This window comes from Nonlabens spongiae (assembly GCF_002117125.1).
GTDB classification, from domain to species: Bacteria; Bacteroidota; Bacteroidia; order Flavobacteriales; family Flavobacteriaceae; genus Nonlabens; species Nonlabens spongiae.
Map to the genome: position 1 here is coordinate 265,550 of NZ_CP019344.1, position 25,392 is coordinate 290,941.

The 25,392-nt window shown below is 37.8% G+C and carries 35 protein-coding genes and 1 pseudogene; 14 read left to right on the top strand and 22 right to left on the bottom strand.

All coding sequences use genetic code 11. The features are described from left to right. Positions 1-34 precede the first annotated feature (34 nt). Positions 35-667 carry a transglutaminase-like domain-containing protein gene (locus tag BST97_RS01225; protein ID WP_085765536.1) on the top strand — a complete coding sequence of 211 codons (633 nt, stop codon included), beginning with the start codon at positions 35-37 and terminating at the stop codon, positions 665-667. Positions 668-748: 81 nt separating this feature from the next. On the opposite strand, the gene BST97_RS01230 is transcribed toward BST97_RS01225, so the two are convergent. Then, on the bottom strand, positions 749-1,264 hold the full coding sequence (locus BST97_RS01230; RefSeq protein ID WP_085765537.1) for a DUF4304 domain-containing protein: 516 nt from the start codon (positions 1,262-1,264) through the stop codon (positions 749-751). A 203-nt stretch (positions 1,265-1,467) separates the two neighbouring features. On the opposite strand from BST97_RS01230, the gene BST97_RS01235 reads away from it, so the two are divergent. Beyond that, the gene (locus BST97_RS01235) at positions 1,468-2,373 is read left to right on the top strand and encodes an IS982 family transposase (protein WP_085765538.1); all 906 of its coding nucleotides are present in this window, start codon (positions 1,468-1,470) and stop codon (positions 2,371-2,373) included. A 180-nt stretch (positions 2,374-2,553) separates the two neighbouring features. Here BST97_RS01235 and BST97_RS01240 read toward each other — a convergent pair whose 3' ends face one another. Continuing rightward, on the bottom strand, positions 2,554-2,910 hold the full coding sequence (locus BST97_RS01240) for a helix-turn-helix domain-containing protein (protein WP_085765539.1): 357 nt from the start codon (positions 2,908-2,910) through the stop codon (positions 2,554-2,556). A 2-nt stretch (positions 2,911-2,912) separates the two neighbouring features. Next, positions 2,913-3,206: a type II toxin-antitoxin system HigB family toxin gene (locus BST97_RS01245; RefSeq protein WP_085765540.1), complete on the bottom strand. Its 294-nt coding sequence runs from the start codon at positions 3,204-3,206 to the stop codon at positions 2,913-2,915. 86 nt (positions 3,207-3,292) lie between these two features. Between BST97_RS01245 and BST97_RS01250 the strand changes: the two genes are divergently transcribed. Beyond that, a complete protein-coding gene (locus BST97_RS01250; protein WP_157111369.1) occupies positions 3,293-3,556 on the top strand; it encodes a hypothetical protein in 264 nt (87 codons plus the stop codon). Positions 3,557-3,825: 269 nt separating this feature from the next. Here BST97_RS01250 and BST97_RS01255 read toward each other — a convergent pair whose 3' ends face one another. The 3 genes from BST97_RS01255 to BST97_RS01265 all read right to left on the bottom strand — a co-directional run bounded on the left by BST97_RS01255 (position 3,826) and on the right by BST97_RS01265 (position 5,789). Then, complete coding sequence (locus BST97_RS01255; RefSeq protein WP_085765542.1) at positions 3,826-4,506, bottom strand: hypothetical protein; 681 nt, start codon at positions 4,504-4,506, stop codon at positions 3,826-3,828. A gap of 242 nt (positions 4,507-4,748) precedes the next feature. Next, entirely contained in the window at positions 4,749-5,252 is a 504-nt protein-coding gene (locus BST97_RS01260; RefSeq protein ID WP_085765543.1) for an AAA family ATPase, read from the bottom strand. Between the two features lie 42 nt (positions 5,253-5,294). Beyond that, entirely contained in the window at positions 5,295-5,789 is a 495-nt protein-coding gene (locus BST97_RS01265) for a GNAT family N-acetyltransferase (protein WP_169711512.1), read from the bottom strand. A gap of 236 nt (positions 5,790-6,025) precedes the next feature. On the opposite strand from BST97_RS01265, the gene BST97_RS01270 reads away from it, so the two are divergent. The 6 genes from BST97_RS01270 (at position 6,026) to BST97_RS01300 (ending at position 11,304) form a co-directional block, all read left to right on the top strand. Next, complete coding sequence (locus BST97_RS01270) at positions 6,026-6,292, top strand: transposase (protein ID WP_085765544.1); 267 nt, start codon at positions 6,026-6,028, stop codon at positions 6,290-6,292. A 95-nt stretch (positions 6,293-6,387) separates the two neighbouring features. Further along, on the top strand, positions 6,388-6,687 hold the full coding sequence (locus tag BST97_RS01275) for an IS3 family transposase (RefSeq protein WP_085765545.1): 300 nt from the start codon (positions 6,388-6,390) through the stop codon (positions 6,685-6,687). 166 nt (positions 6,688-6,853) lie between these two features. Beyond that, on the top strand, positions 6,854-7,033 hold the full coding sequence (locus BST97_RS16345; RefSeq protein ID WP_085768108.1) for an integrase core domain-containing protein: 180 nt from the start codon (positions 6,854-6,856) through the stop codon (positions 7,031-7,033). 170 nt (positions 7,034-7,203) lie between these two features. Then, the gene (locus BST97_RS01285; RefSeq protein WP_085765546.1) at positions 7,204-8,352 is read left to right on the top strand and encodes a zinc-dependent alcohol dehydrogenase; all 1,149 of its coding nucleotides are present in this window, start codon (positions 7,204-7,206) and stop codon (positions 8,350-8,352) included. 1,291 nt (positions 8,353-9,643) lie between these two features. Further along, positions 9,644-10,363, top strand: coding sequence for a putative quinol monooxygenase (locus BST97_RS16025; protein WP_085765547.1), 720 nt, complete (start codon positions 9,644-9,646; stop codon positions 10,361-10,363). Between the two features lie 77 nt (positions 10,364-10,440). After that, complete coding sequence (locus BST97_RS01300) at positions 10,441-11,304, top strand: helix-turn-helix domain-containing protein (protein WP_085765548.1); 864 nt, start codon at positions 10,441-10,443, stop codon at positions 11,302-11,304. A 160-nt stretch (positions 11,305-11,464) separates the two neighbouring features. Here the strand turns inward: BST97_RS01300 and BST97_RS01305 are convergent, their stop codons facing one another. Next, a complete protein-coding gene (locus BST97_RS01305; RefSeq protein WP_085765549.1) occupies positions 11,465-11,656 on the bottom strand; it encodes a hypothetical protein in 192 nt (63 codons plus the stop codon). Between the two features lie 110 nt (positions 11,657-11,766). On the opposite strand from BST97_RS01305, the gene BST97_RS15925 reads away from it, so the two are divergent. The 3 genes and pseudogenes from BST97_RS15925 (at position 11,767) to BST97_RS01320 (ending at position 14,986) form a co-directional block, all read left to right on the top strand. Continuing rightward, positions 11,767-11,970, top strand: a complete 204-nt coding sequence (locus BST97_RS15925; protein WP_085765550.1) for a hotdog family protein — start codon at positions 11,767-11,769, stop codon at positions 11,968-11,970. Between the two features lie 97 nt (positions 11,971-12,067). Next, entirely contained in the window at positions 12,068-13,201 is a 1,134-nt protein-coding gene (locus BST97_RS01315) for a low temperature requirement protein A (RefSeq protein WP_085765551.1), read from the top strand. A gap of 792 nt (positions 13,202-13,993) precedes the next feature. Further along, a pseudogene (locus BST97_RS01320) lies at positions 13,994-14,986 on the top strand (IS110 family RNA-guided transposase). A 54-nt stretch (positions 14,987-15,040) separates the two neighbouring features. Here BST97_RS01320 and BST97_RS16215 read toward each other — a convergent pair. From BST97_RS16215 to BST97_RS01345, 7 genes are all read right to left on the bottom strand, one after another. Beyond that, complete coding sequence (locus BST97_RS16215; protein WP_317043470.1) at positions 15,041-15,235, bottom strand: aquaporin; 195 nt, start codon at positions 15,233-15,235, stop codon at positions 15,041-15,043. Between the two features lie 8 nt (positions 15,236-15,243). Next, positions 15,244-15,681 carry an MIP/aquaporin family protein gene (locus BST97_RS01325; protein ID WP_262497054.1) on the bottom strand — a complete coding sequence of 146 codons (438 nt, stop codon included), beginning with the start codon at positions 15,679-15,681 and terminating at the stop codon, positions 15,244-15,246. Between the two features lie 69 nt (positions 15,682-15,750). Next, positions 15,751-16,149 carry a GlcG/HbpS family heme-binding protein gene (locus tag BST97_RS01330; protein WP_085765552.1) on the bottom strand — a complete coding sequence of 133 codons (399 nt, stop codon included), beginning with the start codon at positions 16,147-16,149 and terminating at the stop codon, positions 15,751-15,753. Between the two features lie 120 nt (positions 16,150-16,269). Then, entirely contained in the window at positions 16,270-17,109 is an 840-nt protein-coding gene (locus BST97_RS01335; RefSeq protein WP_085768109.1) for a helix-turn-helix domain-containing protein, read from the bottom strand. Between the two features lie 94 nt (positions 17,110-17,203). Further along, complete coding sequence (locus BST97_RS16350) at positions 17,204-17,338, bottom strand: IS3 family transposase (RefSeq protein ID WP_157111727.1); 135 nt, start codon at positions 17,336-17,338, stop codon at positions 17,204-17,206. A 154-nt stretch (positions 17,339-17,492) separates the two neighbouring features. Further along, positions 17,493-17,981: a DDE-type integrase/transposase/recombinase gene (locus BST97_RS15670; protein WP_157111371.1), complete on the bottom strand. Its 489-nt coding sequence runs from the start codon at positions 17,979-17,981 to the stop codon at positions 17,493-17,495. Between the two features lie 35 nt (positions 17,982-18,016). Continuing rightward, the gene (locus tag BST97_RS01345) at positions 18,017-18,388 is read right to left on the bottom strand and encodes a transposase (protein WP_085765553.1); all 372 of its coding nucleotides are present in this window, start codon (positions 18,386-18,388) and stop codon (positions 18,017-18,019) included. Positions 18,389-18,463: 75 nt separating this feature from the next. Between BST97_RS01345 and BST97_RS01350 the strand changes: the two genes are divergently transcribed. Then, a complete protein-coding gene (locus BST97_RS01350) occupies positions 18,464-19,429 on the top strand; it encodes an IS110 family RNA-guided transposase (RefSeq protein ID WP_085765554.1) in 966 nt (321 codons plus the stop codon). Positions 19,430-19,484: 55 nt separating this feature from the next. Here BST97_RS01350 and BST97_RS01355 read toward each other — a convergent pair whose 3' ends face one another. The 4 genes from BST97_RS01355 to BST97_RS01370 all read right to left on the bottom strand — a co-directional run bounded on the left by BST97_RS01355 (position 19,485) and on the right by BST97_RS01370 (position 22,035). Beyond that, positions 19,485-20,069 (bottom strand): CHAP domain-containing protein, encoded by a 585-nt coding sequence (locus BST97_RS01355; protein WP_085765555.1) that lies wholly within the window; start codon positions 20,067-20,069, stop codon positions 19,485-19,487. Between the two features lie 178 nt (positions 20,070-20,247). Continuing rightward, positions 20,248-21,042 (bottom strand): cation transporter, encoded by a 795-nt coding sequence (locus BST97_RS01360; RefSeq protein WP_085765556.1) that lies wholly within the window; start codon positions 21,040-21,042, stop codon positions 20,248-20,250. A 169-nt stretch (positions 21,043-21,211) separates the two neighbouring features. Next, the gene (locus tag BST97_RS01365; RefSeq protein WP_085765557.1) at positions 21,212-21,520 is read right to left on the bottom strand and encodes a hypothetical protein; all 309 of its coding nucleotides are present in this window, start codon (positions 21,518-21,520) and stop codon (positions 21,212-21,214) included. Next, a complete protein-coding gene (locus BST97_RS01370) occupies positions 21,520-22,035 on the bottom strand; it encodes a hypothetical protein (protein ID WP_085765558.1) in 516 nt (171 codons plus the stop codon). The genes BST97_RS01365 and BST97_RS01370 overlap by 1 nt, the downstream gene beginning before the upstream one ends. Before the next feature lie 340 nt (positions 22,036-22,375). On the opposite strand from BST97_RS01370, the gene BST97_RS01375 reads away from it, so the two are divergent. After that, a complete protein-coding gene (locus BST97_RS01375) occupies positions 22,376-23,347 on the top strand; it encodes an IS110 family RNA-guided transposase (RefSeq protein ID WP_085765559.1) in 972 nt (323 codons plus the stop codon). A gap of 163 nt (positions 23,348-23,510) precedes the next feature. Here the strand turns inward: BST97_RS01375 and BST97_RS01380 are convergent, their stop codons facing one another. The 4 genes from BST97_RS01380 to BST97_RS01395 form a co-directional block, all read right to left on the bottom strand. Then, positions 23,511-23,810, bottom strand: coding sequence for a type II toxin-antitoxin system RelE/ParE family toxin (locus BST97_RS01380; protein ID WP_085765560.1), 300 nt, complete (start codon positions 23,808-23,810; stop codon positions 23,511-23,513). Then, on the bottom strand, positions 23,803-24,054 hold the full coding sequence (locus tag BST97_RS01385) for a type II toxin-antitoxin system ParD family antitoxin (RefSeq protein ID WP_085768110.1): 252 nt from the start codon (positions 24,052-24,054) through the stop codon (positions 23,803-23,805). The genes BST97_RS01380 and BST97_RS01385 overlap by 8 nt, the downstream gene beginning before the upstream one ends. A 194-nt stretch (positions 24,055-24,248) precedes the next feature. After that, positions 24,249-24,809, bottom strand: a complete 561-nt coding sequence (locus tag BST97_RS01390) for a helix-turn-helix domain-containing protein (protein WP_085765561.1) — start codon at positions 24,807-24,809, stop codon at positions 24,249-24,251. 11 nt (positions 24,810-24,820) lie between these two features. Next, positions 24,821-25,159: a type II toxin-antitoxin system HigB family toxin gene (locus BST97_RS01395; RefSeq protein WP_085765562.1), complete on the bottom strand. Its 339-nt coding sequence runs from the start codon at positions 25,157-25,159 to the stop codon at positions 24,821-24,823. Positions 25,160-25,392 lie beyond the last annotated feature (233 nt).

The following is a 25,392-nucleotide window of genomic DNA, read 5'->3' on the forward strand; positions in this document are numbered from 1 at the left end:
AGGAGAGTAGCTCGTTTGCACTTATTTTTGGGGGATGAAGTATACGGACCCATCCTATTTCTTTGACTACGATCACCCAGCGATCCAGCGCATCACGAGTGCGTACCAGCACCTAGAAACCGAGCAGGAGATCATCCACAACTTATATGTTGAGGTGCGCGATGGCTGGCGGTACTCGCCTTTTGAAATAGGTCTAACCAAAGAGCATTTCAAAGCCAGCACGATAGCCCAGAAAAGGCAAGGTCACTGTATCGATAAGGCGATTCTGCTCGTGGCGTGTCTGCGGGCGTTTGACATACCGGCGCGACTGCATCTTGCCAAAGTCTCCAACCATATCGCTACAGAACGCCTGGAGAAGGTGATAGGAACTAATGAACTGGCGCCTCACGGGCTGGTAGATGTTTACCACAACGGCAAGTGGGTAAAATGCTCACCGGCCTTTAACAAAGAACTGTGTGCGATGTACCGGGTAGATGTTTTGGACTTTGACGGCACGGCAGACTCCGTCATGCAAGAATACAACCGCGATCAGGAGCAGTTTATGAGTTATCTGGAAGACTACGGCCACTTTGAGGACGTACCGCTGGATTTTATCATGGAAACCTTTAAAAAGAACTATCCTGAATTTTACGAGCAGTTTAAAGATCGGGATCAGATTTCTATTTAGTGGGGGTTTTTTGCTTTCGCGAAAGTGGGGATGATATTGAGAAGCTGAATTTTAACTCAGTTCTTTGTTACCTGCTGGCTTTTATTCATTATAATTTTTTATTTCCGCAATTTGTCTTCTCAAATTATCTCCCCAAAAATCGTGTTTGTCGTAAAACAATAAACAATCATCTAAAGTTTTTAGCATTTCTAATTTAGGCAAAATGTCAATTTCAAAATCCGTTTTCAATTCGTTGGTAAAATCGGTTAAGTCGGTTTTGTCAGTCACTAAGTACCCAAGCCAACCGTCTTGTCTGTATTTGCTTGATTTTCTGAATTCTGATAAATAAGATTCTTCTCTTAATTCTACAGCAAGGTCAAAATATGTTGGTTTTTTCTTTTTTGTGTCGTTCATATTTTCAGTCAGTCCGACACCAATGTTGAAGCAAAAACTCAATTCATCTTTACTATTCCATTGCGAGTTTTGAAGATTTATTAAAATAAAGAAATCGTCATAAAGTTTCCACCAATTATTTCCTGAAGTCCGAAATCCGCTTTCTTTCAATTTCGGTTTTAAGTAACCTTTAATAAATTCAGTCTGTTTTTCTTTTGCGTTCATTTTTCAGCTTGCAGCTAACACCCACTGCATAAAGCGCGAGTGGCGTTTTCGCTGGATCGCGTTATCGGTGGTATTAGTTTCTGGTCTTTAAAAGTAGGTAATACCCGTTGTGCTAGTTAAAATTAAAAAACAGATTAAAAAAAGACCGTGCATTTTGTTGATATTCAGTATATTAATGGTTCCTAATCTGTAATTCTGATACCATGCACGATCTACCTGCAATGTACAAAAAACACCTTTCCTACCTCATTGATCTCTACCAAACCGTCACGGTGGACGGAAACTTCATCAAGCGACCGGTCAACACGAAAATGAATGACCTGGAGGTCATGGCACTCGCCATTACCGGAGAGGCGGCCTCGATCCCCAGCGAGAACCTATTGTTTGCCAAGATAAAGAAGCACTTTCGCGAGGACTTTCCCATGCTGGTCGACCGCACCAGGTTCAACCGGCGCAGGCGCTCGCTCGAGCCACGCTTCAAGGAGTCCGCGGGACTCTTGGGCGACCGTATGGATGATGGCAGATCTGCCCTTCTGGTGGACTCGATGCCCTGTCCCATCGTGCACAACGCCAGGGAGCACCGCATGAAGATCTGTATGGAAGATCTGGGCACGGCTCCGAGAAAGGGCTACTCGGCGGTTGACCGCCGCTACTACATTGGATACAAGCTCCACCTGCTCATGAGTACGCAGGGCATCTTCCATGACATGGCAGTGACCCCAGCAAACGTACACGACATAAAGTTCCTGAAGGAAAGGCAGTACGACGGTAGCGAGGAGAGGCAGATCATCGGCGATCGAGGCTATATATCCAGGGAGCTCCAGGCAGATCTGTTCACAAGCTACGGTATAGAACTTCTCACCCCACCCAGGAAAAACCAGCTGGTCAAAAGCGCATTCTCGCCCGAGAGGAGAAAGAACCGTAAGTTTATAGAGACAAGGTTTTCACAGTTATGCTCCCAGTTCTCCATCAAGATCAACCTGGCAAAGAGCTTCAAGGGCTTCCTGACAAGGGTCTCAAGCAAACTGGCCGCAGTTGCCATGCTGCAGATGTTCAATAGGGAAAACAACAGACCAATAAATAGGATCAGGCATGCATGGAACTACTAGCACAACGGGTTAGGTAATAGTTTTGGATTTTTGGCCGGCACACAGGGAGCTTATTGCCTACGATGAGTGTGGCGAGAGGAAAGAGAGAGGGGTTCTCAAATGCTATGTAAGTAACAAAGATTTAAAATGAAAGATTTTAACTTCAGCTCCTTCTAGCTCCTGATTTTATAATCATGTTTTCTAATAATCTTGAATCAGCACCTCAGTAGGAATTCTCAACTTTGTGTTTAGATTCCTTATCATTTCAAGGGTCAGTTTTCGCTTTTTGTTCATTATTTCACTTACACGACTTTTGAAGCCAATCATCTCAACCAAATCTTTTTGTTTGAGTCCCATTTGTTCCATTCGGAAGCGTATTGCAGAAATTGGATCTGGCATATCGATCGGAAAATTTTCAGTTTCATACTTATCAATTAATATTGAAAGTATTTCTAATTCGTCGCCCTCCTTTGTTCCACGCTTTGCGTCAAAAATTATTTCAAGCCTTTGAAGTGCTTTTTGGTAGTCGATATCCGTTCTAATTGGTGCTATGTCCATTTTTAAATTTCGTTTGCGTCTATTTTATCGTATTCAGCGTGAGTTCCGATAAACCGTATCCACGCTAGTTGATACTCAAAATTAAATCTTACAATCAACCTATAATCATTCCCTTTTATGTTAAAAACAATCCGGTTGTTCTTTAAGATACTGGCATTTGGATAATCACTTTTCAAATCGTTTATCGAAATCCAGTTAGACTTTTCGGTTTCGCGATACCACGTTTTTAGTTGCAACTCGCAGTCGCCGTGTTTCTCCCAAAAAGCCCTTAAAGTTCCTCGCGAAAAAATTTTCAAATTTCTAGGTTTGATACAAAGATAAGTCAAAAGTTACCAATATGATAACTTTTCTGAATACTTGTAATATCCACCGCATAAAGCGAGTGTGGCGTTTTCGGCTGGATCGCGTTACTGGTGGTCTTTGTTTCTCGCCCTTATTAGTAGGCAATAGTTTTGGATTCTGGTCGCCACACAGAGAGCTTTTGAATCCCGATAGCTATCGGGATGCTTTATGCCTTGTTGTCGGTGGTGCGCTCACCGGTATGGTTTTCCCCAAGTGGCTGGTTGGATTATTGGACATTTTCACGATGCCACCTACGCGCAAGTTTATGAGCAAGAGGATGGCACTGGCGGTTGTCGGTGATTGAATGTTGAGGGAGCCTTGAAATTGGTTGATGGTCATCTGGTTCTTGGTTGTGCCACCGCTCGATGGATTGTGGGAACTGTTGTCTCGGATGGATGATTTCATGGCGGAGCAACATGTCCCTTGGGCAATCACCGACAACGGTCTGGCTATGCGCAGTTGCGTGCCTTAGCCTTGTCTTCCCAAATATACCCAAACCGTAGAAAATTTCGCAGAAATTTTCGGAAGAGCAAGAACCGAGCAATTACGTATAGCACGTGTTGTAAACAGTACTTATCCCAAGATCTTATTACTTAGAACTTTTTTTAGTTTTTGCGACTCTTGTTCGCTCAGGTCATTTCTCCAAAATCCAACTTCAATTTCCTTAATCAAGCCATAAACTTTGTTAGCATTCTTAATACCGATTTTATCTATCATAGTGAAAGCTAATTCAGGAACATATTTTGAATTTTGTGATATGAAGTCAGCATATTTTTTGAAATCAACTTTATCTATATATTCTATGTATTCGTTGTATTCGCTAATTTCATTTTGGTAAGCATAAAAATCTGGATGGTTAGTCTTAAACGATTCTGGCAAATATGATTTTTCGTGATCTGATTCAATGCGTTGTTTTCTTTCTTCAATACTTTTTTTAAGAGAAATAAATCGGCTCAGAGATCTTGTCTTATCTGGCGGATAAAGTTTAGTTCCTTCAATCTTATCAAATAGATACTTGTAAGTTCCTTTAATCTTCTTATTGATTAAATCACCTTTATTATTGATTTGATTTTTAGTCTTTTTCGCTAGATTTTTACTATCAGCTTTCATTTTATCAAAGTCATCTGGTCTTGCGATTGTTCCACCGTGTTTAGTTCCGACACTCATCCCAGTCATTTTAGAAACCCAAGCTGGGAGTACAACGAACCCTACGATGATTACGACAATTATTAGTATAACTCCTAAAAAATCCATTTTGGTCTGATTAGTTTGTAGTATTGTTTACAACGCCCACCGAATAAAGCGAGTGTGGCGTTTTCGGCTGGTTTCCGTTATGGGTGTTATTTGTTTCTTGCCTTTAAAAGTAGGTAATAGTTTTGGATTTTGGCCACTCCAAATTTTAGAAATATATGATCGGTCTGAAAAAGATAACGGCCATAGACGGGCGCTTATGAAGTATGATTTTTATGGATTATAGGGTTGTGCAACGGTTAGCGTTATAGTCTTACATTTTGTTCCACAATGGTGATGCCGTTTTTCATTTCTTTATCGTTCGGTTTCTCAAACCAACTTTCCATAAAATCAAAATTTTCTTGGCTTACTTCAAACTCAAAAGTTTCTCCTTTTTCGTTATTTCGTTTCATTACTCTTTCCAAACGTGTTTCTTTTGATATGTCCAAAAAATGGATTTTTAGTTCGTATCCATTCGATTCCGCAAACTTTCTAAACTTCTCCCGATGCTTGAATTTAGAAAGTCCCAAATCAAGGATAGAGTCAGTTTTTACATTTTCTAATTGCGTCACTAATTCCATTATCATTTCTTCCGCTCTGTCAATTCTATCTAAAAACCATTCCAATCCGTCATCTGGTTTTTTATCGGTTAGAAATAAGGTTTTATTCCACTTATCAATGGAAAAGATTATTCCGTTATTTTTATTTTTCAATTTCGTTGAATAGGTTGTTTTTCCAGAACCAGTATTTCCAACTACAAGGTGAATCATTTAAGAGGTTTTTAAATGTGTGACAAAGGTTAGTATATAAAGTTAGTAGTTCGGGTTTATTTTTTTCTCCATCTTAAAATTTGTCAGTTCCACATTTTGTCGAACAACAGTTTGCTCTTTTGTCACTTCAAATCCAATTTTTTCAAAAAATGGTCGTGCTGTCTTACTTACATTAGAAGTTAAAGAGAATTGATTCTGTCGTTTCGCGACATTCTCAATATTTTCATACAAACTGTCAGCAATTCCCTTTCTTTGGTAATTTTTATGAACGTATAAGAAGTCAATGTAATTTCCATTCTGAAGAGCTATAAAGCCAACAATTTTATTTTTGATCGTAGCAACCAATACGATATGTTTTACTAAGATATCTATCCAACGTTGTTTATTCTCATTATTCTTAGTGTCGGAAATCCAAGCATCGATTTGGTCTTCATTGTAGTCAGCTTTGCATATTTCAGTTATTGTATCCAAAAACAATTTCTGTAATTCAGTCAAGTCACTGATTTGACCTTTCCTAATTGTAAATTCTCTTTTCACACCTAATTTTTAGACCGTACTTGTTTTAACTGACCGCCAACGCCTACCGCATAAAGCGAGTGTGGCGTTTTCTGCTGGTTCGCGTTACTGGTGGTATTGGTTTGTTGCCTCTAAAAGTAGGTAATAGTTTTGGATTGTGGTTGCTACACAGAGAGCTTTTGAAAACGCTGTAGGCTTCCCAAAAAATAGGACAGTAGTTAATTAGAATGTTCTAATTTTAAACAACAACTGTCATTATGAAGATAAGCAAGTTTACGGAGAGCCAGATCATCAAGGCGCTCAAAGAAAATGAACAAGGTAGATCGGTAGGTGATCTATCCAGAGAACTGGGTATTGACAAGGGTACATTTTACTACTGGTGTAAGAAGTGGAGTGGAATGGATCGTCAAAAGCTAAAATGTCTTAAAGAGTTTGAAGAAGAAAACAAAAAACTCAAACAGATGTATGTTGATGTGAGTTTAGATAACAAGATGCTAAAGGACATCCTCTCAAAAAAGTTTTAGGGCCTTCCGACAAGCGCTATCGAGCCATGTACTTGGTCAAACAATATATTATTACCGTTGTCAAGGCTTGCCGTGTTGTAGGGCTTACACGATCAATGTGGTACCATCAAAGCAAGAAGGATGATAACGAGGTTGTCGATAAGCTTACAAAGCTTGCCGAGCGATATCCTACCAAAGGTTTTGATGAGTACTACCTGAAGATCCGTCGTGAAGGTCTGATATGGAACAGAAAACGTGTCTTGCGTGTCTATCGCGAGATGAATCTATCACTGCGCCGCAAACACAAGAAGCGTATTGTAAAACGCGTACAACAGCCATTAGGAACACCCGGTGGGCTGAACGAGAGCTGGAGTATGAATTTTATGAGCGATGCCTTACAGATGGCAGAAAGCTGAGGGGATTAAATATACTTGATGATTGTAACCGAGAAGCACTTACCGTGGAGGCTGGACTATACTATCCTGCCAGAGCTCTTGTAGAAAAGTTAGAAAACCTAAAAGAAGAAATAGGAGTACTCAAGTACATATGATGTGATAACGGTCCAGAGTTCATCTCAAGGACATTCGCCAACTACAAAAACTGAGTAATCAATGGAGGCTGGACTATAACTATAACCATCCACATCAATCACTAGGAAACAAAAGCCCAATGGAACATAAATCAAGATTTGATGAAGAAGTTAATTTCTTCATCAAAGAACAATTAAATGAAAACTATTTGTCTAATTTTAAAGAGTCTTAAAAAAGGGAAGCCTACAGGACAATTTATTTAATTATTTTAGGAAAACAGCAAAACGTTTTGTAATATTCATAAAGCTTGTTAAATTTCAATAGTTTTTACATTATCGGCTTATAAATTCCTATCTTTCAAACATTAATCAATTAATTACTTTTAGATTTAAAGAAATCATTATGAAAGCACTTTGTTACCATGGGAAAGAGGATGTAAGAATTGATAATGTTCCTGACCCTAAGATTGAAGATCCACAAGATATAATCATTAAAGTCACCTCTACTGCAATATGTGGTTCTGATCTCCACATTTATGGAGATCTTGTACCTACCATGAAAGAAGGAGACGTATTAGGTCACGAATTTATGGGAGAAGTAGTAGAATTAGGAAAAGAAGTGAAAAAGTTTAAAAAGGGAGACAGAGTTGTAGTTCCGTTTACGATTGCCTGCGGAAATTGTGATTATTGTGATGATCACAAGTATTCTCTTTGTGACAATTCTAACCCGAATGAAGAACTTTGTAGAGAAAATTTAGGACACTCCATTTCCGGGCTATTTGGATTTTCGCACATGTTGGGAGGATTTTCTGGAGGGCAAGCTGAGTATGTGAGAGTACCATATGCAGATGTAGGACCAATTAAAGTTCCTGAATCGTTAACGGATGAACAAAGTTTATTTTTATCTGATATTTTCCCTACAGGTTATATGGGAGCTGAAAATGCTGATATTAAAGAAGGTGACACCGTTGCAATATGGGGTTGTGGACCGGTAGGCCAATTTGCAATACAAAGTGCTTGGATGCTAGGAGCAAAACGTGTAATTGCTATAGACATGATTAAAGAACGTCTAGATATGGCTGAGAAACATAGTAAGGCTGAAGTTATTAGAACTGTAGATGCAGATGAAGTATATGCCAAACTGATGGAAATGACAGGTGGCAAGGGCCCTGATTGTTGTATTGATGCGGTTGGTGCAGAAGCTCACGGTGCAGAGGGTTTCAATAAAAATCTTGATAAAGCACAGCCAAATGCGTTGGCCCAAATATTTAAATCTTGTAAAAAAGGAGGAAATGTTTCTATACCAGGTGTTTATGCAGGAGAAGTTGATGGTCTACCAATGGGAGTAGCAATGAATAAATCTCTTAATTTAAAAATGGGACAAACCCATATGCAACATTACTTAGATCCTCTACTTAAAAAAGTAGAAGAAGGAAAAATAGATCCTTCTTTTATTATCACACACAGAATGAAATTAAGTGAAGCTCCGGAAGCTTACAAGAAATTTAGAAATAAAGAAGATGGTTGTGTGAAAGTGGTTTTGACCCCTTGATTTTTTTAAAAATAAAATCTTTCATTTATGTATTGAATCCTTTGTAAAACTTTACAAAGGATTTTATATATGGAAATGATTTAATGAAGTCAAGATGAAATGGAATTTGAAATCTTGTTAGTCTGACCGCTAACGGAAAATGTATTGGCGAAGTGAGGGGTTTCAAGGCTTGTGCTTTCTGTTTTATTGTGTTGTTATTTACTGTCATATCGTTTGGGTTTAGCACTTTGGCCCGCATTAGGCTTATACAATGTGCCTGTTGCATAACTTGTTGAGGTAGTAGAGAGGGGTATATTTGGTCATGCAGGGAAAAAAGACCTATCAAGAGAAGCTCTTCAATAGCTACCAGTTGAGTTCCCGGGTTCCGGAGACCAACTTCTACCGTCGTCTAAAGGAAGTACTCCACCTGTATCTTCTATAAAGCGGACCAGACGATTTTATGGGGAGAGCTACGCCTATCTTGAAAGAAAGGGTATCAATAGTTATATCTCGCCCCACGGAACTTACAGGGCCGGGCCAGAGGGGTTTGCCTACATAAAAGAACACGACCACTACACCTGCACGAACAATGAGATCGTGCCCTTCAAGAAGGTGTTCAACGATTACCGCACCGGAACGAAGAAGGAGTAGTACCGCATAACAAGCAGGATATGTTCTGGATGCCGCTTTCGCGAAAGCTGCCTGGGGAAGACCGCCAAGGAGAAGAAGATCAGTGTGACCTACTACTGTGATGAATATGAGCGCAACAAAGAGTGGCTGGCACCGAGAAGGGCAGGCGCATGAAGGCTACCTGTCACCGACGAGCGAAGCATGAGCGAGAGGATGACACCGCGAGCGTGGAGCCGTTTTTGGGACGCTCACCCAGTACATGGGACTACGGAAGATCAACACGATCGGGATCAGGCAGGCCAACAAGGTGATGTACCTCTCGGCAGTGGCCTATAATCTCAAGAAGTACCTAAAGTTCAACAAAAAACTAGTCCAGAGTGGAGCGGGAGCACGGCTTTTTACATTATTGGGAAAAAACGACCCATATAGATTCATAAAGAACTATCTCAGCCGAGAAAAAAAAACATGTCGTGGTCAGCTGCTGAAAACAAAAACGCTCTTAAAAGGGAGCGTTTGGGGTCGGATTTTTATGATTTATAAGGTTGTGCAACAGTTTCCGGTGTTATGAACTTTTTTACATTCTGGCTTGTCACAGGAAAATTGTCCATGCTTAAGTCTTTTATCTCCATTCCAAGACTCCTGATTTAGTTCCATTTTTGCAGTGTAACAAAAATAAGTCAAAATGAAATTTAAAAGTTTAATCAAATTAAGTAGCTTAGTTCTAATTTTAGGGATAACAATTCAAACATTTTCTCAAACTAAAAAAAATAAAATTATGGATAACACAAAAAATGAAAACATCGGATTATTAGTAACCATGAAAGCGAAAGAAGGTAAGGAGCAAGAAGTGAAAGAGTTTCTTCTAGGTGGTTTATCATTGGTAAATGCAGAACCAAAAACTGAATCTTGGTTTGCATTTCAAATAGATGAACAAACTTTCGGAATTTATGACACATTTGGAACTGAAGAAGGCAGACAGACACACTTAAAAGGAGAAGTGGCAAAAGCCTTATTGGCCAATGCTGGAGATCTTTTAGAAGGTTTTGATTCTAGCAATGACATTAAGACTGTTGATGTTCAGGCAAGTAATCATAAAGTGGGTGATCAGAATAAGGGATTGTTAGTGATTATGAAAGCCAAAGAAGGAAAAACATCTGCAGTGGAGGATTTCTTACAAGCTGGTAAATCCTTGGTAAGTTCTGAGCCTGCAACTTTATCATGGTATGCTTTTAAAATCAATGAAAAAACCTATGCCATTTTCGATACGTTTGCAGATGACGCTGGTAGAGATGCTCATTTGACAGGGAAAGTAGCAGCAGCGTTGATGGAGAATGCGCCTGTAATTTTGGAAGGCTTTGATGCTTCAGCAATTCAAAAAATTAACATTCTAGCTTCAAAATAAATATTTGATTTAAGAAAGGAGTGCGTTTAGCATTCCTTTCTTTTTAAATATGAATGAGCTAAAAAAATAAATTTAGTATGGCCCAAATAATTATAGACAAACGAAATGGGGAACTTGCGTTTAGATTAGAAGAATTCAACGACCTAAGCCAGTTTGATCATTTACAAAGAAGAAATTATTATTCTATCGTTTTGTTATTTGGAATTAGCTATGAACTAAGCGTTGATTTTCAAAGTTTTGAATTGCAAGGAAATCAAATGATTTGTTTGGCTCCCTATCAACCTTTCATGATACGTTCTAAAGAAAAGTGTCAGGGTTATTTATTGAATTTTCATCCCGATTTCTTTTGTACATATAGACATCAAAACGAAATAGAGACCGAGGGATTCCTTTTTAATAATTTCCACGGTTTACCCTATTTTACTGTAAACGAGCAAAGCCTATTTCTTAATTTGATAGATCAAATTTCGAAAGAGATGGACAAAGACTCAATCGCTCAGCATGAAGTTCTTGTAGCATATTTAAAAGTGTTTTTAATAGAAGCGGTCAGACATAAGAAACAATTTGATCAACAAATAACTCCTAGATTGTCAGATTCAAAAACAGAAATTTTACAAAATTTAGTGGATGCAATTGAGAATAATTATTGCAAACTCCATTCTCCCCAAGAATACGCAGATGAACTAAGTGTAAGTCCTAAAACTTTAGCCGGTATCGTCAAGAAATACCTCAATCAAACGACTTCCTCCTTAATTTCAAATAGGATCATTATTGAGGCGAAACGAGAACTTTACCTAACTTCTAAAACAGTGAAACAAATTGCTGCTTTTTTAGGTTATGACGATGAATTCTATTTCAGTCGTTTTTTTAAAAAGAAGGTAGGAGTATCACCTGATATTTATCGTAAGACAGTTGGTTTTGCTAAACTTGAGTCAAATTAATTGCTTATAACGGTCTCGGTCATCGCCAGTTGGCGGAGTAAGAGACGCGAATTTGTCGACTTAGTACTGGTTAATTGGTCAAGTTAATTATTTTCTTACCAGCGGAGCCATTTATTGGCGATGAACCGTTGTTGTGCACAGGCTTATTAAAATTAATGTTTTAAATATGCATTTTCTCATTATTTTGGTAATCCGACAAGAAGCTTGGAAATACTGGTAATAACTTTTGCTTTTGTTCTTCAATTCCAATTTTAATAATCTCGATATATTCCGCTTGAGTGAATTCCGCTTGAATCTTTGCAGTTGAACATTTACAATACTCTTTAGTCAACTCAGGATATTTTACTGCCATTTCTTTAGAATCTGCTAAACATTTTTCCGTTAATATATTAGCGCTTTCATTGGTACAACTTTGGTTTTTCTGTTCAGCCAGTACGGGTTTTATTACTTTACAGGGAAGAATTGGTAGAAGACATTCGAAGAAGCAGGTGGCACGGTGGCCTTATTGATTTATTAATGGATTCAGTAGGTGGAATGGTTAGAACTGCCAATTTAATTTCTAAAGAATATAAATTCGGAACTATTGATCTTAGAATTGATTATTTACAAGGTGCAAAAGCATTTGATCAGTTGAAGATAATCGAGTACTTTTGGACAATAGACTAATGGTAACAAGTATGCAAGCTCTCCAGGAATGTCAATTGGTTACCGAAGGAAAGGTCGTTTACAATTTCGTTAAAAGTACATCCTAAAAATTTAATATTTGGAATATTTTCTAAAACACCGCCATGCTACCTGGCTCGAACTATTCTTTGACCTCGTTTTTGTATCCAGCATTGGAGTAGTGACCCATAATCTGGCGCATACTCATAATAACCATTTAAATCCTGAACAGATTTGGCTATTCCCTTTACAATTTATTATAATTTGGTGGATCTGGATCGTACATACCTTATTTTCCAATCGATTCAATCATGATAATAGGACTGAAAGAATCTTTAGTCTTACAATTATGTTCTTGATGATAATCATGTCTGCATTTTTTGGAGATGATCTCTTTCAGGATTATCCTGCTTTTGTAAGTTTTTATGCGGTTATAAAATTAATATTGGTGCTTTTATTTTTTAGAGCATCTAATCAAGACCGGCATTCTGTAAGTTATGCTAGGAAAAGTGGTTATATAATTCTATTAGGCACGGGAATTTCAGCTATTTCCATTTTCAAGGAAACCCCCTTAAGGGAAATTATTTTGGTTTCCGGAATTTTAGTTGAAATGCTCGGTATTTATCTTGTAAGTACACGGAATTCAGAGAAACCAAAACCAGTCCATCGCGAACATATGGTAGAACGAGTAGGATTGCTTTCAATAATACTTCTGGGAGAATCTATCATAAGTCTTACAGGTACTTTAAGAAATGTCAATTGGGATATTTTAAGCATTGTGGCAGCAGTTACGGGTTTTATTATGATTGGGCTTATTTGGTGGATATATTATGACAGTTTTCCTATCAATGAGCGGATTAAATCTATGACCAACGGGTTTCCTATGTTGTATTCCCACTTGTTTTTAGCTATGGGTTTTGTGATCTTGGCTAATGTGATTCGACATGCTATTTTAAATGATCTAAATATGAATGAGTTTAGAATTCTGGCGATTACGGGAATGAGCTTTTTTTACATCGGAAAACAAACCGTTTATATTGTTTTTATTCCTCCCTTCCGTAAAAGGATGACAATTAATACACTGGTATGTATTTTTATAACCATAGCATCTACCTATTTGCCGAAAATGGAATATACGCTTGTTGGAATTACAATAGGTATGCTTGTTTACACATTCGCCAATTTCAAGTTTATCTTAACCAAGGATATATCTGAGTATGTTTCGAAAGAATAAAAATATATAGGCTTGCACACAACGCCCACCGCATAAAGCGCGAGTGGCGTTTTCGGCTGGTTCGCGTTATCGGTGGTATTGGTTTGTAGCCTCTTAAAGTAGGCAATAGTTTTGGATTTCGGCCGCCACACAGAGAGCTAATTGCTTCCGACGAGCGCAGCGAGAGGAAAGCATGCCACATTAGTTTTATGCGTTATTGTCGGTGGTGCGCTCACCTGTATGGTCTTCCCCAGGTGGCTGGTTGATTTATTGGGCATTTTCATGCTGCCACTTACGCGCGAGTTTACGAGCAAGAGGATGGCACAGGCGGTTGTCGGTGATTGAATGTTGTGGGAGCCTTGAAATTGGTTGATGCACATCTGGTCCTTGGTTGTGCCACTACTACGTGAATTGTGGGAACTGTTGTCACGGATGGATGATGTCATGGCTGAGCAACGTGTCCTTTGGGCAATCACCGACAACGGTTTTGTAAAACAATCCGCTGCGGATTGATTAAAAACTAAGATAGCTAAAATTCCCGACTTTTATGTTTGATCGGTTGTGTAGGCAGGACACAAAGTCACAATTATTGTTATACGGCTTAAGTTAGCAATCACTTAGTTTTAATGTTATTAATCATAAAGAACCAGAGCGTAGAATAAGGTTATGATATACGTAGAAACCCAGATTTCGTCAACATTGATAATCCCTACGCTCTTCTACTAGAAATTCGTTCAGTTCTGTGAGACCTTGGATCTCGATTTTAAGTTGTTGAGTATCCAGTAGATCGGCTCTTTACAATCTTCTTTTCCTATGGATAAAGGTAAACAAATCTATGGTATCGACATCAGCAAGGATGTCTATGATGTATGCACCCCAGAGGGTGGGCTGTTACAGTTTGAAAACAGTGAGGGTGGTTTTAGAGCTTTCGCGAAAGCGATACCCAAAAACGCTCATTGCGTTATGGAATCTACCGGTTATTACCACCTGCAGCTGGCCTATTTTTTAAGAGACAGGGACTTTGCTGTATCGATTGTAAACCCGCTAAAGATCAAGCGTTTTATCCAGATGAACCTGTCCAGGATCAAGACCGATAAGAGCGATGCTGTCTGGATCATGAAATATGGGGCCCGCCAAGACCTGGAATTATGGGAAGGCGATAGTGAGTTGATGCAGGAGAACCTCCAGCTCACGCGCTTGTTGAGTGTCTGCATAAAACAGAGTACGCAATTAAAGAACAAGATACAGGGAGAGCATACCCTGGGCAATCCTTCAAAAGTCGTGGTAAGCTCCTTGAAACGCCAACTCAGGTCGTTATCAAAAGAGATCAAGAAATTGGAGGAGAGGCTAGGTGAAAATGTAAGATCAGAGCATCAAAAGTCTCTGACTCTACTAAAAGGCATACCGGGAATAGGGGAGAAGACCGCCATATCCCTAATCGTCCTGACCGATAACTTTACGCGATTCGACTCCTATAAGGGCTTGTGTAGCTAGGCAGGGATCACGCCCGTGATACGTGAATCTGGGAGCAGTGTAAAAGGGCGGCCCAGGATCAGTAAGATGGGCAATGCAAAACTGAGGAACCTGCTGTTTATGTGCAGCTTCAATGCCTGCAGGTTCAATACTGCCTGCAGGGCTTTGTATGAACGTTTGGTGGGCCTCTGTCTCCGACGAGCAAAGCGAGAGGAAGACAACTAGCAAGAAACTGGAGTTGATCGCCGTATGCAACAAGCTGCTGAAACAGACTTATTCGATAGCTGATCAGGACTGCCTTATGACCCGAATCATTGTAGTGTGATCAAATGAAAAAGTGCTAAAAAGAGTTGTTTTTTACCTCAGTTCTTTGTTACTTGCTGGCTTCTATTCCGTTTTATAAATTCCTTTCCAAACAAACATTGCTACTATTGATCCTAATGTTGGAGCCGTAATATAAATCCAAAGAGCTGTAAAGTTTCCTGATACCATTGCAGGAGCTAAACTTCTTGCAGGATTAAATGAGCCACCAGAAATTGGTCCTGCAAAAAGGATAATTCCAGTAACTACTATTCCAATTATAAGTCCTGCTAAATTAGAAAATTCTTATTTGATGTTACCCCCAAAATAGTGAGCATTAAAAAGAAAGTCAGTACAAATTCTAAAATGAATGATTGCACTAATTCGCCAGAAGGAATTGTAGCACCTAATGTTAGGTCTTCTGAAAACATAATTTTAAGTAGAACACTTGCCAATATTGCTCCCAAAATTTGTGCGAAAATATAATATGATGCTTCTTTTAATGTTGTTAATTTCCCTATTACCAAAGCTATAGTCACAGAAGGGTTTATATGTGTTCTAGAAATATTACCGAAAACATAGATCATAGCACTAATTATTATTCCGAAAGTTAGGGCGATTCCTATTAATCCTAAACTTCCATTGGATTGCTCGTTTACAATAATTGCTCCTGTACCACAAAATACTAGAGCAAACGTTCCAATGAATTCGGCTAAATATTTGTTCATAATTAGTCAATAAAAAAAAAAGAGGATAATTTATTTTAATTATCCTCTTTTATATTAATTAAACTGTGATTAAATTGCTGATGCTCCAGCTTCTGCAACAGTATGGTCATTCTCAACCACACTTCCGCTTACCCCAATTGCTCCAATAATTTCGCCATTTGCGTTTTTAATTGGCACGCCTCCAGGGAAAGTAATTAATCCGTTATTTGAATGTTCTATATTATATAGAGAACCTCCTGGTTGTGATAATTCTCCAATACTTCCAGTATTCATATCAAAGTAACGAGCTGTTTTTGCTTTTTTGATAGATATGTCAAGTGAGCCTAACCAAGCACCATCCATTCTTCCAAATGCTACTAAATTTGCTCCAGCATCTACAACTGCAATATTCATTTTTGTGTCAATTTCCGTAGCTTTTTGTTTTGCTGCTACAATTGCCTTTTCTGCATGTTCTAATGTAATATTCATAATTTTATATTTTAGTTTTATTATTGTTTCTGATGTAAATTTACAATGGGAGTTGTATTTTTGAATTACTAAAACAGTTCAATTACTTATGAAAAAAGGTCATTATTAAAAATAAGAAATTTAGGAAGTTATTTCACTTGGATTAATTCCGAATTTGTTTTTAAAAGCAATACTAAAGTTTGAAAGATTGTTATAGCCAAAATCCAAATAGATGTCGGAAGGTTTTAAATTACCGAGCTCTAAAGTTTCTTTTACTTTTTGAAGTCGTTTGTCCTTAAGCCATTTCCCGGGTGATGTTTTATATTCTTTAATAAAATGGCGTTTAAAAGTTGATAAACTCATATTACATAAGAAAGCAATTTCTTCTAGCTTTAGATTTGAATGTATTTTGCTTTCCACAATTTTTTTAAAAGATGAAGTTTCTTCAATAATTAAAGAATGTAGGAATAGTTCAAATTTTCTCCCATGTTTTTGTAAAAAATAAAGCATTAATTCTTCAAATTTGACTGAAAGTAAATTATCAGCAAAAACTGATGGTGCTTCATTAATTGTAGATAATGAATTTAGATATGAACTAATGTATGAGTCATTTCTAATTATGAAATAAGGTGTTTCTTCTTTTGCTATTTTGCTATTTTTTGTGTGATTTTCTAAAAACCCTTTCAATTTTTTTGCTGAAAAGAAGAAGAGTTTACAATAATATATAGTTTCTGTATCCAGTAATTCTGTCCAAAGCCAATTTCCTTTTTTTAATAATAAAGATTGGTCTTTGTTTACTGCAACTGTTGTTCCTGCAAAGTGTACTTGCTTTTTCCCAACTTGTAAAAAGCTAAACATATTCATTCCTAAATTGACCTTACTTTTAACAACATCACTGGTCATTTTAAAGTCATACATGAACAAATCAGATTTCTTTTGATCGTTCTTAATGTAAATTTCAGGTATGTTTTCTATTGGCATTATAATGTTTTTCAGCTGTTTCATCCTAAAAGATGGCTACAGATTAAAATTAATTTAAGAGGTTAATTTATATACAATTTCAGATTTTTTTAGTCTAAAGATAATGTAATCTAATAGAGTTGTAAAAATTGATTGTATTTTTCCCTGCATGCTTTGCGTGTGGCAGGCTATCATAGGTTTGATCGAGATAAAACTCGTCTTTCAAGATTCCATTTACGCGCTCTGCCAGGGCATTTTCGTAGAATGGCTGTCTTAGGTCATACTGATTTTAATTTTTTTGTTTATCCAGATATTGGTGTATACATACATTACTGCAATATTGTATGCCATGGTCTGAGTGGTGTATTTGTGGAGGCCGCTTGCCAGACCGCTTCAGGGCTTTTTTAAGAGCCCTTACGCAGCCTGCCAGTTCCAAGACTGTCACTAAGTTCGTGACCCACTATCTTATGGCTGCACATATCTGTAATGAGCGCAAGGTAGCAGAAGCCAATTATGGTTCTTATATAAGTGATATCGCTTACCCAGACCTGGTTAGGCTTAGTTGCTTTCATATTCTTGATGATGTTCTTGTATTTATAGAACCTGTGGAACGAATTTGTAGTTCTATGATGTGCTTTTTTTCTATGAATGAGGATGTTGTGTTTTCTTAAGATGTTGAATAAATTGTCCCTACCTACTTTAAGGTATGCTTGCTTGAAGTTGGCATCCAGAGACTTAATAAGCTTTCTGGTGCCTTCTCTGGGAAGGGATTTGCGTCTTTGTCTGACTATCTCGACTATCTTCTGTTCCTTCTCTGAACGCTTGTCTGCTCTACGTTTGTATTTGTAGTAGGCATCACGTTTAAGGTCAAAGCATTTGCAAATAGTGGACAAGGAAGCAAATCCCTTGGACTTCTCCCTGGCTTTAATTAGGGCTTGATACTTAGCTTTTTTTTTAGCTCCAGGACTGATTTGTAGCCCAGCTGTTCTGCAGCAACTTCAAGGTAGGATTCATCCACAAGGGCATCCATATCCTTTTTCAAGAGTAGTTTTTTAAGCTGTTCAATCTCTTTCTGAAGCTGTTTGATACGTGTTATTTCATCTTTTGTTTTCACGGTCACACGGGTATTCATAAGGTCTTTACGGTTGTATTTCTTAATCCATTCATTGATGGTAGAAGGAGCGATACCGTAGGTCTTACCTAATTGATACTTGTTTAGTTTTCCGGTGGTAAGTTCGTCCAGAATCTTGAGTTTAAAAGACTCTGAATACCGTCTGATTACTTTGTCATTTTTGTACATAATTGTCTAAGATTATGTAGCCTTTATTCAGGACGGGTCATCCAGTAGATCGGCTCTTTACAATCTTCTTTTCCTATGGATAAAGGTAAACAAATCTATGGTATCGACATCAGCAAGGATGTCTATGATGTATGCACCCCAGAGGGTGGGCTGTTACAGTTTGAAAACAGTGAGGGTGGTTTTAGAGCTTTCGCGAAAGCGATACCCAAAAACGCTCATTGCGTTATGGAATCTACCGGTTATTACCACCTGCAGCTGGCCTATTTTTTAAGTGACAGGGACTTTGCTGTATCGATTGTAAACCCACTAAAGATCAAGCGTTTTATCCAGATGAACCTGTCCAGGATCAAGACCGATAAGAGCGATGCTGTCTGGATCATGAAATATGGGGCCAGCCAAGACCTGGAATTATGGGAAGGCGATAGTGAGTTGATGCAGGAGAACCTCCAACTCACGCGCTTGTTGAGTGTCTACATAAAACAGAGTACGCAATTAAAGAACAAGATACACGGAGAGCATACATTGGGCAATCCTTCAAAAGTCGTGGTAAGCTCCTTGAAACGCCAACTCAGGTCGTTATCAAAAGAGATCAAGAAATTGGAGGAGAGGCTAGGTGAAAATGTAAGATCAGAGCATCAAAAGTCTCTGACTCTACTAAAAGGCATACCGGGAATAGGGGAGAAGACCGCCATATCCCTGATCGTCCTGACCGATAACTTTACGCGATTCGACTCCTATAAGGGCTTGTGTAGCTATGCAGGGATCACGCCCGTGATACGTGAATCTGGAAGCAGTGTAAAAGGGCGTCCCAGGATCAGTAAGATGGGCAATGCAAAACTGAGGAACCTGCTGTTTATGTGCAGCTTCAATGCCTGTAGGTTCAATACTGCCTGCAGGGCTCTGTATGAACGTTTGGTGGCCAAGGGCAAGAGTAAGAAACTGGCGTTGATCGCCGTATGCAACAAGCTGCTGAAACAGGCTTTTTCGATTGTCAGATCAGGATTGCCATACGACCCGAATCATTGTAGTGTGATCAAATGAAAAAGTGCTAAAAAGAGTTGTTTTTTACCTCAGTTCTTTGTTGTACCTAATGCTTTTATTTTCTTAACCATCCTAAAATTCTATTATTTTTTATTCTCCATTTTCCGTTTTCCATTGTTAAATCAAACTTCTCTCTCGACTTTCCAAAAGGTCCAGGGTTTTGTTGTATGATTTCAATTTCATTTTCAGACACGTTGCTTATAATTGAAACGTGTCCATATTTATTCATAGTTGTTCCCGAATAAACAACCAAATCGTTTATTTGCGGTTTAGATTTACTCGGGTTCGTGAATTGATTTAAATTCCGCTGTTTATTTTTTTCTCCGTCCTTTAAATTTGAATTGAAGAAATCTTTTGCGTGGCCATAAGAGTCAGGCATTTTATGGTTTAATTCTTCGTAGTAATATCGTTTTACGAATTCCACGCATTGATATTTAAGTCCAAGATTATATCCGCCATCAGATAATCTTCGACCGCTTACATTTCCAACTCCGCCGTTGTAATAGACGTCAACTCCGTTTAATTCGTCAATTTTTTGTCCGACTTTGTAATTCGGATTAAGATTAATTCTCTTTGCAACGAAGAATCCAATTACTGTTAGAGTTAGGATTCCAAAAATGACTAAAATTCGTTTTTTCAATTCTATTTTACGGATTTTTGGTGCATTAGGTACAACGGTCTCGTATAACCGTCAGTTACGGGTTAAAGTACACAAATTTTTCGGTTTGGCACAGACTTTAGCAATTCCGAGTGGATTCGGACGTAGTTGAATCCGCCGTAATTGCGGTTATACATTGTTGTGGTTAGTGTTTTTTTATTTATTTACTCAATTTTAAAATTCTAAAAGCACCTTGAATTACCAAAACAAAAACTATTGTTCCGATAATCAAATCAGGTTTGCTTGAACTCAACCAGTTTACCAAAAGTCCAGCTGTTATTACTCCTAAATTTATAATCACATCGTTTGAAGTGAAAATCATACTTGCTTTCATATGTGCCTCTTCCTTACTTTTTGACTTTTGTAAAATGTAAAGACAAATTCCGTTTGCAATAAGTGCGAAAATTGAAACGATAATCATTGTCGAAAAGTTTGGTAATTTCTCGTCTCCGAAAAATCTCCTTAAAACTTCTACAAATCCGATAATTGCAAGTGTTATTTGAAAATATCCAGCAAGTTTGGCAATCCGTTTTTTCTTTATTACTGTTCCACCAACCGCAAACAAGCTAATTCCGTAAACGAAACTGTCCGCAAGCATATCTAAACTGTCGGCAACCAATCCCATTGATTTTGAGATTATTCCTGTTGTCATTTCAATTATGAAAAACGCAAAATTTATGGCAAGTACAGACCAAAGTAGTTTTTTTTGGTTTGCATTTTCATTAAATTCTGTTTGGTGGGTTTGTTCAGTCGAGATTTTCTTTCCGCCTAAATTCAGTTCGATAACTGATTTTTCGATTTGGACAGTTTCTCCGCTGTGAAAAACGGTCAGTTTTCGGTTGGGAATGTCAAAGTCCAAATTCGCAATACTTGGAATTCCGTCCAATTTCATTCGGATTAGATTTTCCTCTGAAGGACAGTCCATTTTAGTAATTTCAAATATTGTTTTATTCATTTAGTTACTCGGTTTTTTTTACATTAACCACAACGGTCTCGTATAACCGTCAGTTACGGGTTAAAGTACACAAATTTTTCGGTTTATCACAGGCTTTAGCAATTCCGAGTGGATTCGGACGTAGTCGAATCCGCCGTAATTGCGGTTATACATTGTTAGCCACAGTATTTTATCCCAAGTTGTCTTTAAATGCATTCATTATTTTGTCATTAGGCGAGGAAAAGAGAGCAAAAATATTGTCCGAATTCGCAGTTGATTTTACGTTAATATTCGTTTTGTCATTTTGTTCCGTCAATACAATTTGTATTTTTCCAACTACTGTTGCTTTTTTATAATTTGCTGAAATTTCGTTGAGCAAATCATTCGACGATACTTTGCTAAATCCGCCATTATTAAGTGCAGTCAAACACTTTTCCTTTATTTCGGTAACATTTCCGCTAACTTGGAAATTCTGTTCCTTGCTTTTTCTTACAGCCATTAAAATTCTTGTTTTTTGTATTGGTTATTTTCTCTTAAAATTCGAATGATTTTTATTTTTTCGTCCGTTGTGTTTCTCAATTCGATTATTTCTTTTTTTCGGTTGATGTTTAAATAGTCGTGATAGTCAAATATCAAGATAAATTTAGGGACGTTCAATTTGAGAAGTCCGACTTTTTCAATGTCCTCTTTCAAATATTTAAACCGCTTTCGTAGTTGACTATTTGTAAATCCGTTTGAAAATATCTTACATTCTATGACTAACTCTGGATTTACAGAAGGTCTTTTATTTTCGTTAGTAACTTTTCCAATTGCAAAGTCAATCCGTTTCCCCTCAATATTTAAAATTCGAGTTTTGATATGAATTTTATTCAGCAATTCTTTTTCGGTAAGCAAGTAACAATGAAATAGAAGAGCGACTAAATCCGATTCCATTAGTATTTCAAATCCCGAATTTAAAAACTCAATCAGTTGGTTTAAAGACTGTTTATTAATTTGTTCGAGATTTTTATTCATATTGTGGCTAACGGTCTCGGCTATGAGTAGTTGCGTGGTTTAGCACTTAACTTTGCAAGTACACACCAAACTGAAAATCCGCGAGGATTTTCAGAAGTAGGCGAGAACAAGCAATTACTTATAGCCATCTTAAGTTTGATTTCAGTTAATTTTATTAGATAAACCAGAAAGAACAAAAGAGAGGATTAAGGTCAATATAGCCAGAGGAACTTTAGATTCCGTCAACATTGATGATCACCTCTCTTTTCCACTTTTAGTTCGTTCAGTTCTGTGAGACCTTTGGATCTCGTTTTTAAGTTGTTGAAGCCTAGGTGGATCGTTCTTTCCCAATTAAATATCTATGGATAAATATAGTAAAATCCACGGTGTGGATATCAGTAAGGATTTCTTTGATGTAATTGACGATCTGGGCAACCACTACCAGTTTGACAACAGCCTGAATGGTTTCAGGAAGTACCTCAAGACATTGGACGCTGAGAGCCTTGTTGTCATGGAGGCGACGGGCTATTACCACTATCTGCTGGCTCAGTTCCTGCACGACTCTGACATCGCCGTCTCGGTAGTCAATCCATTGTCGGTAAAGCGTTTTCTGCAGATGAAGCTTACCAAGGTAAAGACCGACAAGAGCGATGCAATGGGCATCAGGGACTATGCAATGGTCAATGAGGTTCCGCTCTACGATGGCAAGGGAGCCGTACAGGCGGAATGTCTACAATTGCTGGCCCTGATGGACATCTACCTCAAACAGCGCACTCAGGTCAAAAACAAGATCCACGGAGAGAAGGTACTGGGCACGCCTTCAAAAGCGGTGTTTGGTTCCTTAAAAAGAACCTTGAAGATGCTGGACAGGGAACTGGTCTCGCTCAACGAGCGCCTATTGTCGCTGGTCAAGCAGGATCAACAGGTACAGCTTACCAATCTTAAGAGCATACCTGGTCTGGGCGATAGGACATCTGCGCTGTTGATCGTACTCACAGAGGGCTTTACCAAGTTTGACAACGCCTCACAGCTGCGTAACTATGCCGGCATCACACCCACGATAAGGCGGTCTGGCAGCAGCATAAGGGGTAGGAGCAGAATAAGCAAGGTGGGCAACCGAAAGCTTCGTAACCACTTGTTTTTGTGCGCTTTCTCTGCAAGTAGACACAACAAGGCATGTAGGGAGCTCTACGAACGTATCACGGCCAAGGGCAAGAGCAAGAAGTTGGCACTTATCGCCGTATCCAACAAACTATTGAAACAGGCATTTGCCATTGCAAAATCCGGCCTGCCCTATGACGATGGCTACGTTTCCCGTCTGGTCAAGGAGTAGAAATGAAGTTAAAAAATACTGGTGGTGTTGATGGCTTGTTGGACTGGAGGCAAACCTGATAGGGTTTGTCCCATTTCAACAATGCCACGTAGCCGGATCGTGCCTAAAATTAACGAGTAATTTGCTTGGTTTTAAACTCAGTTCTTTGTTGTGCGTAGTTTTTTTATTCGGTTATTCTGTTTTTCAAATCCATTCTTTCGTGTAAAATTCTAATAATTTCAATTCTTTCTGGATTAATTATTTGATAGAAAATTATATGCTTTTCAGATTTCACTCCTAAAAGGTTTTTGTTAATTCCATCATATTCTTTTCCAACATTTGGATTATCGGCGATTCCATTACACGCCATTTTTATCGTTGCGTAATATTTGTCTGCTTGAGTTTCAGACCAAGTTTCGAAAGTATAAAACCAAATATTATTTAAATCGTCAATGGCTTCTTGTCTTAATACAACTTTAGCCATTTTTTCTTCTTTCTGATTTTAATTTTTTCAGATTTTCGTCAAAGTCAAAATCCTCAACAATAGGACTATTTAAGCCTTGTTGAATTGCATTTCTCAGAGCAATAACTTTACTTTCCTCATTTTCTAATAATCTCAGTCCAGCTCTTATTACTTCGCTAACGTTTTTATATCTTCCAGCAGAAACTTGGCTACTCACAAATTGGTCAAAATAATTTCCGAGTGATATTGATGTGTTCTTACTCATAATTTCAAATTTAAACTCAAAAATACCAAAAATTGGTAAAGTTTCCAAATTACACCCAACGGTCTTGTATAACAATCAGTTGCGGATTGGTTTGAAACTAAGATAGCTAAAATTACCGACTTTTATGCTAGCGCGGTTGTGTCCGCAGGACACAAAGCCGCAATTGTTGTTATACTGTGTTGGCAGTAGTAATTTTACGCTAATGCTAAATCGTCTTTACTTAATTTCAATTTTGGATTATCCAATTTTTTAATTGTTGTTCTAATTTTCACTCTATCAGATTGTGGCAAAAAAGTTGGAACTAAATCGATTAAATCAATTTTTAAAATTCTATTAATAACAATCAAATCTTTTAATGAAAAAGGACTTACTCCATTTATCAGTTCAGATATATAAGATTTGCTTTGATGTCCCAAAACTTTTCCAAAGTCTTGTTGTGTTAGATTTAAATTCTTTAATTTTTTTCGGATAAGCTCTTTTCTTCGCTGGATAAATAGTCTTTCTTTTTCGGCTATCAATTCTGCAAGGTCGCTTTCTCGAAGTTTTTTGTTAGAAATGTTAGAATCAGCACTCCAATTTTTATTTTCGTACTGCTCAATTAAATCTCTTAATTTTTTTCGTACGGATTTGAATTTCGGGTTTTCCTTTGCAAGAACACGTAGTTTTCTGTCCGCTATCATTGCCCTTTCAAAATCCAATTCATTTAGGATTTCTCCATTTTCAATAAGTTCTGATATGTCGAATTGTGTTTTCATAATCTTATTTTTTAAATCCAATCATTAGACTTTAACCACTTTCTAATAGTATTTCTGTTGTTTTTAAAGGTCGTTTCATATTCTTGATGTGTTCCAACCCAAACAGCAGTAGCTTCGTTGTCATCAAACTCAATTAAAATCATTGTTCTGTGAATATTAATATTAAAAAAATAAAACCCATCGCTATGAACATTGTCTGCATCTTTTCTTGTCTTATTCAGTTCAGTTTGATTCTTCCAATTATTATCGATAATATCCTTAATCAGTTGGTCGATAGCTTTTGTCAAAGGAATATTTCCTCTGTTCTTTCTTTTAAGTTTTTCTAATATTTTCTTATTGGTCAGTCTCATCTGCGATTGCAAATATATAAAAAAGTTCTGATTAAAACCGAACTTTGTAGATTTTCTTTTATTACTGCCAACGGTCTTGTATAACGATCAGTTGCGGATTGTTTAGAAACTAAGATAGCTAAAATTACCGACTTTTAAGCTTGCGCGGTTGTATCCGCAGGACACAAAGCCGCAATTGTTGTTATACGTTGTTGTGTGGCGTTTTTTAAGTCACTTTTCAAACCTAAATTCGC